The 11,790-nt window shown below is 55.9% G+C and carries 10 protein-coding genes; 3 read left to right on the forward strand and 7 right to left on the reverse strand.

Annotated elements, in window-relative coordinates; all coding sequences use genetic code 11:
* Positions 1-109: 109 nt before the first annotated feature.
* From H4684_RS19795 to H4684_RS19815, 4 genes are all read right to left on the reverse strand, one after another.
* A complete protein-coding gene (locus H4684_RS19795) occupies positions 110-2,041 on the reverse strand; it encodes a sensor domain-containing phosphodiesterase (protein ID WP_192625075.1) in 1,932 nt (643 codons plus the stop codon).
* A 459-nt stretch (positions 2,042-2,500) separates the two neighbouring features.
* Complete coding sequence (locus H4684_RS19800) at positions 2,501-3,013, reverse strand: hypothetical protein (protein ID WP_192625076.1); 513 nt, start codon at positions 3,011-3,013, stop codon at positions 2,501-2,503.
* 181 nt (positions 3,014-3,194) lie between these two features.
* Positions 3,195-3,998 carry a transposase gene (locus H4684_RS19805; protein WP_192625077.1) on the reverse strand — a complete coding sequence of 268 codons (804 nt, stop codon included), beginning with the start codon at positions 3,996-3,998 and terminating at the stop codon, positions 3,195-3,197.
* A gap of 760 nt (positions 3,999-4,758) precedes the next feature.
* Positions 4,759-6,015, reverse strand: coding sequence for an RNA-guided endonuclease InsQ/TnpB family protein (locus H4684_RS19815; RefSeq protein WP_225940579.1), 1,257 nt, complete (start codon positions 6,013-6,015; stop codon positions 4,759-4,761).
* A 23-nt stretch (positions 6,016-6,038) separates the two neighbouring features.
* Here H4684_RS19815 and tnpA (H4684_RS19820) point away from each other — a divergent pair, with 23 nt between their 5' ends.
* Entirely contained in the window at positions 6,039-6,455 is a 417-nt protein-coding gene (gene tnpA / locus H4684_RS19820; protein WP_192625079.1) for an IS200/IS605 family transposase, read from the forward strand.
* A 180-nt stretch (positions 6,456-6,635) separates the two neighbouring features.
* On the opposite strand, the gene tnpC is transcribed toward tnpA (H4684_RS19820), so the two are convergent.
* Genes tnpC through tnpA (H4684_RS19835) form a run of 3 tightly spaced genes read right to left on the reverse strand, consistent with a single transcriptional unit; the run spans position 6,636 to position 8,907 of the window.
* Entirely contained in the window at positions 6,636-8,189 is a 1,554-nt protein-coding gene (gene tnpC / locus H4684_RS19825) for an IS66 family transposase (protein ID WP_192625080.1), read from the reverse strand.
* Positions 8,190-8,236: 47 nt separating this feature from the next.
* Positions 8,237-8,587 carry an IS66 family insertion sequence element accessory protein TnpB gene (gene tnpB, locus H4684_RS19830; RefSeq protein WP_192625081.1) on the reverse strand — a complete coding sequence of 117 codons (351 nt, stop codon included), beginning with the start codon at positions 8,585-8,587 and terminating at the stop codon, positions 8,237-8,239.
* Entirely contained in the window at positions 8,581-8,907 is a 327-nt protein-coding gene (gene tnpA / locus H4684_RS19835) for an IS66 family insertion sequence element accessory protein TnpA (RefSeq protein ID WP_192625082.1), read from the reverse strand. The genes tnpB and tnpA (H4684_RS19835) overlap by 7 nt, the downstream gene beginning before the upstream one ends.
* Before the next feature lie 1,598 nt (positions 8,908-10,505).
* On the opposite strand from tnpA (H4684_RS19835), the gene H4684_RS19840 reads away from it, so the two are divergent.
* Positions 10,506-10,880, forward strand: coding sequence for a hypothetical protein (locus H4684_RS19840; RefSeq protein ID WP_192625083.1), 375 nt, complete (start codon positions 10,506-10,508; stop codon positions 10,878-10,880).
* Positions 10,858-11,790, forward strand: a 933-nt coding sequence (locus H4684_RS19845) for a relaxase/mobilization nuclease domain-containing protein (protein WP_192625084.1), incomplete at its 3' end; no start/stop codon positions are given. The genes H4684_RS19840 and H4684_RS19845, both read left to right, overlap by 23 nt.

Here is an 11,790-nt window from a genome sequence, read left to right on the forward strand (position 1 = left end):
GAGTCCCGAGGCATTCGAAAAATCATTTTATCAGAGACAGCGAAACAGGGCGGCTTAACCTCCCGGTCTGTGTCCATTTTTTCTGTGGCAATCCATCCATCGCTGCCCCCTACCCCCGCTCCTTCGCCAGATACTCCATAAGAGCCTCTTCATCCATGGTCGGCGCCAGGGCGTTGCCTTGGGCGTAGGTGCAGCCGTGTTGCTGCAATGATTGCAGGCGCGTTGCGTCCTCGACGCCGGGGGCGATAAGGATGAGTCCCGTGCTTTTGGCGATGGAGGAGAGGCTTGCCAGCACGCCCGGATCGCTCTGCAGGGAAACGTCCAGCTTGAGTCCGCGCAGCGGAAAACGATGCAGGTCCGCAAGGGAGATTTGGGTCGCGTCGAAATGATCCACGACGATGCCCACCCCGGCCTTGTCCACTTCCTCGAAAACGTTTGAAAACCGCTCCGCGAAATATTTCAGCCACTCCTCGCGCACCTCAAGAACCATGGCCTCGGGGCTGAGGCCATGCTCCAGGACGACCTCCGTCAACTCCTCGATGAAGCCAAGGCGCAGGGCGTTTCTAAGAGAAATGTTGAGGCCCAGGAAAAACCTATCCCCCATGACCTGCTGAAAACGCTTCAAGGCCGAGCAGGATTTCCGGACCGCCCACGCCTCAAGTTCGAACACAACGTCGCTATGCTCGGCAAACGGCAGAAACCATTCGGCCCGCAACAGCCCCTTGCGCTTGTGATTCCAGCGCATGTACGCCTCGACTCCACGAATCGTTCCGGTCTGCAGGTGCACTATCGGCTGGAAGTGCATGCACACTTCATTTTCCAGGAGCGCGTTGCGCAACCCGCTTTCGATCCGCAAGAACTGCACGGCCTCGTTGTTCTGCCGATCGTCGAAAATAACGATCTGCCGCTCGCCCCGCTGCAGCGCCCGTCCGAGCGCGGCCCTGGCATCCTTGAGCATGTCCTTTTCGTCAGTGTAATTCCGGGGGGCCATGACCACGCCAAAGCTGCACGTTACCCGCAGCTCGCTCTGGCCGAGCTTGAAGGCCCTGGCGGTTTCCTCCTGGATGCGCTGGGCGACGCGGACGGCTCCGATGACGTCGGGGACATTGTCCAGCAATATGAAAAACTGCTCGGAATCCAGATATGCCGGAATATCGAGGGTACGCAGGCATTTTACGGTCCGCTTTGCAAGCATTTCAAAAAATGCCCTCTGATCTTCGATCTGGAGGAGAACCTGCTCCGCATTGTCGACGCCCATGACCAGCACGGCGAAAGCGTAGTCCGGGTGTCGAATGGACCGCTTCAGGGCGTACTGCAGGCTGTCGGAAAACGTGTGGTCGGAACCTGCTTTCGGGCTATCCGAGCCCGGCGAATCCGCGGCCGGATGATAATGCGCGGAGAAAAAAAGCGGATGGCCCTTCTCATCCTTGTGCAGATAGACGCGGACATGGCAGGGCACGAACTTTCCACCGGACGTCTGCAGCTCCGTATCAAGTTCCTGTGGGCGGCCGGTTTCAAGAAGGGAGGCCAGGACATTTTCCTGCAAGGCCTGAAAATCCAGGCTCGCCAGATCGACGGTCCAGTTCCGTGTCGTAAGATCGTATCGGGAATATCCGCAAAGATTGAGGAAAGCCTCGTTTCCTCCCAGAATCCGCCCGTCGGCATACCCGGCCAACACCGGCGTTTCCAGATGGCTCAGTATCTCTTCCATGAAAACATTTTTCTGCGCCAGGCGGTGATATTCGACAAACCCGTCGAGAACCGAATCGGCCAGAGTCGGTGCCCCGGCATGTCTGTCCGTTTCGGAAGACAAATCCGGCCGCAGATAGACATCCGAATCGATGATCACGGCGGGAGAGGTCATGAGCGCGCCCAAAACTTCGGGCTGCAAAGGGGGACGCACCAGCGTGAAGGACACCATGGCCGACCTGTGCCCCCCGGAGCGCAGAGGCGTCTGGCCTGCAAGATCATCCGTAACGGGCTGCGAAGGAGGCTCGGCACGGACGACGCAAACCGTGAACGCGCCACCCGCCTCATTCAAAAAAAGATCCGGCGCCAATGGAACGACTTCTCCCTCTGCATCGAAAATCGTATCTCCGCGCAGGTGGCTTCGCACCTGGCCCCGGCATTTCCAGTCTTCCTCGCCGCCGTCAGGCACAAGCCGATGGCCTGCACGTCGTGCCTGCGTTTTGAGTGCATCAAAAAAATTGCGGACGCTCTGCCCGGAAGTGCAGATCACAATGCAAGAATCGACAGGCAGAAGAAGGAGAAAGTTGTCCAGATCGGGAGAGACACGACGCAAACGGAAATATTCCGTTTTTCCTGAAGCATTCAAGGAAGGAAATGAGAAAAAAACCAATTCTTCCGGTGAAAGCAAGTTATTACTCACGGCACATCCCGGGTGATTTATCTCATCTATTGGAACTCGGACTTGCGTGAAAGTATCAAGACACAATCTTTTTTTCTATACATTGCGGTCTTAAAGTCAACGAAAGTGGCATTATCCCCGTCGCCACAGCCATTGCAAAAAGCTGCCGGATTTTTCCGGTTTCCTTTCCGCGGGGATGGACGGGGTTTGGGCGGGTGGAACCTGGGGAGTGATGGCCTCGGGTTGCGCGGGGGCCGGCTGCCCGGATTGCTCTGGGTTCGTTTCCCCGGCCTTTACGGGTTTGCTGCCGGCTCGATTCTGCAGATCCGCAAGCTCCAGGGCCATGAGCTGCACGTCCGTGCCCCAGGCCGCGAAGCGCTCCTCCATGACCGTCAGGCGGCGCTCCATGGCGGCCAGACGCTCCTCCATATCCGGCGTGACCTCCATCCCGGCCGAAGGCTGCGTGTCCGCCGAGGGCTGAACGCCGTTTGAATGCAGCATGGGCGCCATGTCCCGGGCCACGTCCTGCACCACCTCGGGGCCGATGATGGCCAGCTCGTCGGCAAAACCGTGCACCAGGGCGGCGTCGCAGATGATGTTGATCAGACGCGGCACCCCGGCCGACACGGTGTGGATGGCCTCCATGGCCTCGGGTGCGACCTTGGGTCCGCCTGGGTCTCTGAGACCAACAAAACCCCAATTTCATTCACTTTTTTCTCAAAAAAGGCCCTTTTTTCGACCTTAGAATGAGGTCATCAGCCAAAAATCAGCCTATTTTTATATCTAACAATCAAATATCATTAATAAAAACTCGCGTTGCGGACCTTCAGAATCTCCATTCCACCATGTTCCCGCAATCTATCTGCGGTCCGTACGGGGCCGGTTGCTCGCCGAGCATGTTGCTTTCGTCCTTCAGAATGGGCGCGTATCCGCTCTGCCTGCGCACATGATCCACGAACTTCTCGCTCCCAACGGCCAGCTCCGCTGTCCACACATCGTCCCGGCACAGATGCCCGCGCCTGACCACGTTCTCCACCCACCCCGCATAATGCTCTGGAAATATCGGATCATCCGGCATGCCTGCCAGCCTGGACAACTCGGACAGATTCACTGTCTTGTAGCGCTGCTTGGGCTTCACGATCTCGTGATAACCGCCGTGCTTCCACTCCGAGGGATGCCTGACCACTTTGGCCCGAACCATGTTGGTGTCGATGTACAGCGAGCAGCGCACCAGATGCTCTCCGCTCTCCACCGCCGTGGCATGATAGCGCCGCTCCCAGAAGCTTCCCTTGCGGTCGCTCTTTTTGTTGTAGGCGGCGGCCACCTTGGAACCCAGATCGCGCATCATCTCGGGAATCGCGTTCTTGTCTGAGGGACTGACCACAAGCAGGTGAACATGGTTGGAAGTCACCGTGAAGTTCAGCACCGGCACCCGGTAGCGGGCCTGATTTTCAAAGAGCGTGTCCGTCAGCAGTTTGCGGTACAAAGCCTGGTTCAAAAGAAAGTCCCGGTTGTGACAACGGGCAGTCAGATGCCAGACATAACCAGGATCGAAAAATCGTTGCGGGTAACCCATGCAGTCCAGACCGGCGTTGAAAGGCGCTCCAATCGACCCGGACCGATGTTCCATCGATCTGAGTCACGCATCATCCAAAGCTTGCGCGTTTATGCTCCCCGTCGTCGCTTGTGGAGAAACAATCTTTATGCGCGCCGCCTGGATAGACTGCTACCAGCGCAGAAATCATATTCCAATTGGACCTGCTACCCATTCTGTCCGAAAATCGCTGGCCTCCAAAAAATTTAGGCCCCGTCCAGGTCTCTGAGACCTAGAACAATCCTTGCGAACAGTGAGCGGTGATCGGAAAAAGACAACGGGATCAGGAACTGACCCTTGTCAGCGGCCTGCCCTAAAGTCGGACACGTATCTTTCCGGATTCTCACCTAAAAACGCAAAAGAGTTTACAAGACCCGTGCCATGAAGCCTTTTTACTCCACACACCGAAAAGCCCCGCCAGACGGGGCTTTTCTTGGTTTACGCGGAAGTGAATACAAGGACGGGGTGTCTGATTTTGTTGGACAGGATTGGGGAGGCAACGACCGGAGGACGACAAAGGCAACGACCGGAGAACGGGAAAGGCAATCCAGATGAGGGCGTCTATCGCTGCCTCCGTCGCTGGTTCTATCGCTGCCTCCGTCGATGCGGCTTGGGACAGTTTTTTCCTCGGCGGCCTGACCGTCACCGACGACTTCATGGCCGAACGGCCCGAACAGGCACAGTCAGAACGGGAAGCATTGTAACCATGCTCAAATATCTTCTGGACACGAACATCGTCATCTACGTCATCAAGAACCGCCCCCTGTCTGTCCTTAAGAGCATGAACTACCCGCCCCTATGCGTTGCTGCATAGGCGGGGTTTCGTGCTTCGACAGGGTTGCTCGGCTTGTGGGCCAAGTCTCACACCCCTCCACACCTCGGACGGTTCCCGGCCGGCCAGGGCTAAGCCCCGGAAAAGTATGTTGATGGCGGCGTTCTGGTCGCGGTCCATGACCAAGCCGCAATGGGGGCAGTCGTGAACACGGACGGAAAGGTCCTTGAGGACCGTTGTCCCGCATCGGCTGCACTCCTGCGTCGTACCCTTGGGGTTCACTCTGACGAACTCGCAGCCAGCCTCTTCCGCTTTGCTGCCGAGCATCGCCAGGAAACGCCCAAGGGCTGCGTCAGCCATGGTCCTGTTCAGTCCACGCTTCCGCTTGCCGCCTTTTGCCATCATGTTTTTGACCGCCAGGTCCTCCACCGCCAAAAAGGCAGTGGTTGAAACGAGCCTGGCTGCCCTTTTGTCCAAATAGTCCTTGCGTCGGTTCGCGACGCGCTCATGAATGCGCGAGAGTTCGCGCACAGCCTTCCTGCGGTTCGATGAGCCTTTCTTCTTCCGCGAGACGCTACGGCTGGCGGTCCTGATTTTGGCCGCATCCTCATCAAAATGGCGCTTGCGCAGGATTCTGGCGCCTTCAGCCAGGACGCCAAGCGATTGGAGTCCGGCATCGAGTCCGGTCATGGACTCGGGGTCCTTGGCGACGGGCCGGGCAAGAACCGAAAGCGTAGTGCTGTAGGTGATGGTCGCGTACCACTTGTCCCGGTCCCTGCGGATCGTACAGCAGGTCATCTGCTTCCGATCCAGGCCCAGGAGGTTCACGCGACACGTGCCCCGAAGCTTGATGTGGCCAAGATTGGACACGACAAGGACGCCGCGGCCACCACCAAGCTCAGTCAGCTTCCAGCCCGCTACGCAGGGATAGGTGAAACTGTCGAAGCGGTCCTTGGCCCTGAAGCGCGGATACCCGGGCTTCTGCCCGCTCTTCAGGCGACGGAAAAACGCTTTGAACGCCCGGTCCACGCGCCTGACGGTTTCCTGCAGGGCGTGAGACCCGAGCGGCAGATACCATGTCTTCTCCGCCTTCATGGCGGGCAGCGCGTTCTGCTGCTCGTTGTAGGAGACGGAGCGTTTTTCCTCGCGCCAGGCGTCCCGGCGCTCGGCGAGGCTCTGGTTGTAGAGCAGTCGATGCAACTCAAGCCAGGACTCAAGCTGCCTGACTTGTTTGGCTGTCGGATACAGCCTCAATGTGCAATTTCTTGTTGCCTTCGACATATTAAAACTATATATAGTTCATTATGGAAAAGTCAACATTAAATACGTATTCTCACTGCTCTTTCAGGATAATTTATCACATAGTTTTTGTGACTAAATACCGGAGACCGGTACTGACCGACACCATGCGCGATCGTCTGAAAGAGCTGTTCAGCCGCATCTGCGACAACGCCAAGTGTGTTCTGGTCGAGATGGACGGCGAGGCCGACCACGTCCATCTGCTCGTGGACGCGAGCCCGAATGTCCAACCGTCGCGACTCGTGAATACGCTCAAGACCATCAGTTCCCGAGAACTGCGCAAGGAATTCGCAGTGGAGTTGGCGAGACACTATTGGAAGCCAGTCCTGTGGGCGCGAGCGTACTGCGTCCTCTCCGCGGGCGGAGCTCCGCTTGATGTGATCAGGAAATACATCCAGAATCAGGACAAAGACACCGACTAACTCCACCCTGGACGAGGATGGAAAATGCGTCGGGAATTTTGTTCAACAGTTTGGGATTTCACTGAAAACGAATGCGATCGAGTTCTGATGTTTTTTACTTTCTTGTGTCATTTTTATGTAAGCGCTCAGACGTCCGCATCTTCCCTGGACGTGTCTGATCTGCGATAGAAGCAAGAGTCTTTACTTTTTGCGCGGCTTGGGCTTGGGGAGGCTTGGGAGAAGGGATTTGTCCACGTGCTGCGGCATGAGCGCTTTCATGTCTTCCGTGGTCTGCACTGCGGGGAAGCGTTCGAAGAGGAATTTCAGGTAGGCTTGGGGCTCGATTTCGTTGGCCTTGGCGGTTTCCACCAGCGAGAACAGCATGGCGCTGGCGTCGGCACCTTTGGGTACTCCGGCAAAGAGCCAGTTTTTACGGCCCAGGGCTACGGGGCGGATGGCGTTCTCGGCCGCGTTGTTGTCAGGCGTGAGCAATCCGCAGTCCACGTAGCGCACTGCCCGGCTCCACTGGTTGCGAGCGTAGGTCATGGCCTGCCCGAGCAAGCTCTTGGGCGGGAAGTGGTCGATGCGGTCATCGAGGATGGTCCGAATCTCGTCGAGGATGGGGACGGCCTGCTCCCGCCGCTTGGAGACTTTTTCCTCCGGCGACAGCTCTTTGATATTGTGCTCGACTTTGTAGAGCAGCCCGATGAGATCCAGGATCTCCTTGGCCGTCCCGTGCATGACCTTCTTCGAGGTCTCCTCTTGGACGTCGACGAACTTACGACGGATGTGGGCCATGCAGCCGACATGGATGATGTCGTCCGATTCGCCGAGAGCCTGATACCCTGCGTAGCCGTCGGTTTGGATGTAACCTTTGAACTCGCCCAGATACTCTTTCGGGACAGAGCCCGACCTGGTCGGGTCGTAGCGATAGACCACGGTCGGCCGATCGGGTTTGCCGCCACGGAAGAGCCACAGGTATGACGTCGAGGTGTCGGGTCGCCCTGGTTCCTTGAGGACTTGCAGAGTGGTTTCGTCCATGTTGATGACTGGTCCGGAGCGGATTTCCGCTCGGAACAGCTCATGAAGCGACTCCAGCGCCTTGGCCACGGCCATGGCCCACCCGGACATGGAATGACGCGGAATGTCCACGCCCAGACGGGCAAACTGCTTGGTCTGGCGGTAGAACGGCATGGCATCGACGAACTTTGCGGTAATGACCTGCGCCAGCAGGCTCGGAGTGGCCATACCCTTGGGGATGATTTGCGGTGGCATGGGCGCGATGCGCACCACCGGCATGCCCTCCTCGCCGTCGCAGGCCGGACAGGCGTATTTGGGCCGGATATGGCGCTCCACCTGCATGACGGCCGGGACGTAGTCGAGCTTTTCGGAGACCTCTTCGCCGATGCGCTTCAGACAAGTCCCGCAGGCGCAGACTTTCTGATCCTCGGGCAGATCGTGGATGATTTCGATGCGCGGCAGATGATCCGGCAGCGGTTTACGCCCACGCTTGGTCCTGGTGTGTGCCGGGATCTCGACGACAGGCACTTCCACCGGTTTCGCTTCTGCGATCCTAACCAAGGGCAGAGGCAGGATGCCCTGGAAGAGGTCTTTGGATTTCTCGGACTTGGGAGCGTATAGGGCGGCCTGCAACAGGGCCACGCGGTCCTGAAGATGGCGGTTTTGTTGGTAGTAATCCCAGACCAGATGCTTGAGTTGCCCGACGTCATCGGGAAGATTTTCGATGTCTCCCATGCAAGTGTGCTTAGCAATAATGCATTGAAATAGCAAAGATTTTATTGCTACAGAACCGATTTGTAGTGTAGCCTTTGGTGCGCTCCTTGCGGCGAGAGGGTAAGTCCATCAAGGAGCCAGCCGAGCTGTTGCGGAGTGATGTTTATGACCTCAGACACCCGCTCGGGCCAGCAGAATCGATGCTTTTCCAGACGCTTGTGCCAGAGGCAGAAGCCGTTGCGATCCCAGTACAGCACCTTGATGGCGTCGCGTCTGCGGTTGCAGAAGACGAAGAGGTGCCCGGAGAAAGGATCCAGATCGAGGATGCCCTGGACCGTCATGCTCAGCCTGTCGATACCGGCTCGCACGTCCGTAACTCCAGGGGCAAGATAGACCTTTGTTGCGGGCATTCTCAGCATCGAGGCTCCAGCACGGACAACAGCCTGGTCAGCGTGCCCTCGTCGAAGTCGGCAGGGACATCCAGGGCGTAGCGATTACCGACCAGAAGACCTATAGACGGAGCCTTCGCAGCTAGCGTGAATGGGAGAGGGACAATCGCGGGCGGCAAGGCGGGCACATCCACTGTTGCCGAGCGCGATTTGCGTAGCCAGTAACGAAACGAACTGAAATCCAGGCCGTGCGCCGTGCAATACGCGGCCTTGCTCATGCCGCTTTGCCGCCACTGCTCCACATGAGCGAGCCATCGGGCAGCACGGTTCTGGCGGATGCGAGATTTCATGAGGACCTCCTTGGATTGAAGGTCCTTTATCTCATAGCTTGAAATTATTGGAAGATGGGCTCTATTGAGCGCTTACCTTACATTTTTATTTCAAAATTTTAGCGCCTTCTACGGTTAAAATTTTGCCAATATCCACATTGGATTTGACTTGATTTTTGGAACTTTTTTCCAATATAATCCCAGCGTTTTGGGTAGGTTTACAACAGCATTTAGCCTCTAGTAGGACATTATTGTGGCAAGTTTTCAGCGGTCCAAAAATCAAATTTTTTAGGCTTTCACTGAATTTTTTTCGAGCTTATTGAACCAGCCCTTGGCGCGACATACCAAGACCTTGAGCCCCCTAGACGGCCGACTTTAGAGCCGCCTTATGGGGGCCGCCTTGCGGCCCTGCTATGGGAACCCTTGATCCCGCTTTGGTGAGCCCTTTTTATTCCCGCCGCCATCGCCCCTATTCCGGCGCATGCCGGGGTGCATTTGTCATTGCCGCCAAGTGGCATGGCCAGGAGCTGTTTTGGCTGGACCATTCCGGCCTTGGCTGGACCTGGAAAATTTCACCTTGGCTGGGACCTGTTCTGACCACGTTGGCTGGACCAAAAACCAGGGCTCCTGGCCTGGCCAACGACTGGCCCCGGATCGGCCAGGAGCCTCCGTCGCCCGGAGAGTCCTGTCACAGCAAGGGTTCCCAGGCCTTTCGCCTGGCGGGGACCGGCCCCGGGCGGGCAGCTCCGGCCCGAAGAGGGCATGCTGTTCGTGCGTGGGGGGCCGCCAATTTGGACCCCAGAGGGCTGTTTGCGGCCTTGAAGGATCCTAAACCGGCCTTGGGCTATCCGGGGCCTTTTAGGCGGCGCAAACGCCTTTTTGGCGTTTTTTTGCCCCCCCCCCGGGGCGCACGGCCTCCTGGATGGGCGGGCTATGTGCGCTATCCCTTGAATCCAGCGCAGGCGGGGCCTTACGGCCCGTTTTTGGCCATACCTGGCGCTTGTCATCGCGGACGGCCGGTTCCGGCGGAGCCGGGGCCGTAAGCGCGGGCTTTTGGGGGGATCCAGGGCTCTTGAAGCCTTGGTGGCCCTTGATCTTCGGACTTGGCTGGACCTGGACTGGTTTGAGAAAACCTGATGTTCTCGCGGCTCAGAGGCGGCCCCGGCCGGCGGAAGCCGTGCGCTCTGGGCACAGTGCCGGGCGGCCGGGTCATGGTGGCCCCTAAACCGTTTTTGGGGGACCCAGGGCTCTGGCCAGGGGGATCCATGGCTTTACTGGCTGGACCTGGACGGTTTTGTTTTGGCTGGACCTAAAACGGCTTTGGGAGTCGAAAATGCGAAGGAAGTTTTGTTGGGATGGCGAGGTGTGTGTGCGGGGGTACCCAGGGACGTTTTGAGTGCGAGATTTGGACTAGGGGGCTGGGAGGGGTGTAAATGCGGGCCTGGGCGATTGTTACGGAGATCGCTTCCCCAAGATTGGAGCGTGACACGCTCATGATGACAAGGCGTGTGGCACGTTTTTGCTTTTTTACCCACTATTTCTCTATTTTTGGCATATTTTATTGCTTTTTTGCCTGATTTTATGCATTAAATTTAAAACAAAAGCCACCAAGGATTCTCATGGATAAAACAACGCCAAAAGATAAATATTTGACAATTAGAACAAACGATGAAGAGTTAATGATCATCGAGGCTAGAGCGTACCTTGCTGGGGTCAGTCGTAGCGATTTCGTTCGCGGAATGATTGAAAAGTCTTGGGGAAACCGCCTTGCCAAGGCTCACCGTCCTTATGTTGCAATAGCCGGCGTTCTGCTTGATGTTTCCAATAAATTGTTAAAAATTGCCTCGCATGAAAAGCTGTCAGAAATCGAAAAAAAACAGCTACTAAAGACTAGCCAAAAGCTAGACATCGTCTTGGATCAAATTACTGAAAGAATGGCATTAGATCAGGAGGCTTCCTTAAGTGCTGATAATGAGGAAGAGGCTTTCGAATAGTCGCGATAAAGGCTTAAATTTAATGAGGTATATCCTTCGCGACACCGGGGACAACCCTCGTGGTTTTTTTAATTCGAAAACGCAAGAAGAAAGAAAGTTTTTTGCAGAGGTTGAAGCGTTGATGTTTCGTTCAACTTACCTAGAAATTCCTATCTCTCATTTTGTAATTAGTTTTCCTGAAAAAGAGAAAAGAAAAGCGTTTGAAAATGCCAGAGAAATCGCCTTTAAGTTTTTAAAAAAAATGTCCATGGAAGACGCCCTTTCTGCTTTTGGAGCGCACACAGATTCTGATTATTTTCATATCCACGTTGGTGCCAATATGATTGATGTTTTTTCAAAGAAATCTCTCAATCAAGAAGGGCTTGTTCGCCAAGTGATGGAGGCTACTTCCGAGCTTTGCAGAGAGTTTGATTTTACGTCTCCTCTTAACGATTATAGGATGGTTCTTCTTGGTATCAAAGCTTGTTTTAAAAGTGGCGACTGGGATACCATCCACGAAACCCTTGAAACCATGTCCTCGCAGATAGAAAATAACTCAGATAAAAATGGGTATGTTTTGAAGACTGGCCGATGGGAGACGGAGCTTGGCACTATTACAGGGTTTCCCTCCGCAGCGAGATATTTTGACCAGATGGGACCGGTCCCGCCCAGACCAAAAAATACACCCCCGGCAAAACCAAATTTTTGGGTGATGAAAAAAGCGGCGCAGTCGCGCATTTACAAAGAGAAGCGAAAAATCACTGAAGACTTCGATAAAAAACTGAGTGTCGCGGAGATGTATGCTCGTTGCCGATTTGACGAGGAAAAGGCATGGGTGCGCATTCCGGACAAACTGACCAGTGATTCCACGGGAAACCGCCCACCCGTTCCGGCTGAAACTGACCAGAGAATCGGAGCGAAGCGATGCTGG

The sequence above is a fragment of the Desulfomicrobium macestii genome (assembly GCF_014873765.1).
In the GTDB taxonomy this organism is placed as follows: domain Bacteria; phylum Desulfobacterota; class Desulfovibrionia; order Desulfovibrionales; family Desulfomicrobiaceae; genus Desulfomicrobium; species Desulfomicrobium macestii.

Excerpts from the sequence above, each read along its gene's own strand:
- tnpA (WP_192625079.1), top strand. The coding sequence starts at position 6,039 with ATGGAAAAGTCAACATTAAATACGTATTCTCACTGCTCTTTCAGGATA.
- H4684_RS19840 (WP_192625083.1), top strand. The coding sequence starts at position 10,506 with ATGGATAAAACAACGCCAAAAGATAAATATTTGACAATTAGAACAAAC.
- tnpA (WP_192625082.1), bottom strand. The coding sequence starts at position 8,907 with ATGAAATCTCGCATCCGCCAGAACCGTGCTGCCCGATGGCTCGCTCAT.
- tnpB (WP_192625081.1), bottom strand. The coding sequence starts at position 8,587 with ATGCTGAGAATGCCCGCAACAAAGGTCTATCTTGCCCCTGGAGTTACG.
- H4684_RS19815 (WP_225940579.1), bottom strand. The coding sequence starts at position 6,015 with ATGTCGAAGGCAACAAGAAATTGCACATTGAGGCTGTATCCGACAGCC.
- tnpC (WP_192625080.1), bottom strand. The coding sequence starts at position 8,189 with ATGGGAGACATCGAAAATCTTCCCGATGACGTCGGGCAACTCAAGCAT.
- H4684_RS19800 (WP_192625076.1), bottom strand. The coding sequence starts at position 3,013 with ATGGAGGCCATCCACACCGTGTCGGCCGGGGTGCCGCGTCTGATCAAC.
- H4684_RS19805 (WP_192625077.1), bottom strand. The coding sequence starts at position 3,998 with ATGGAACATCGGTCCGGGTCGATTGGAGCGCCTTTCAACGCCGGTCTG.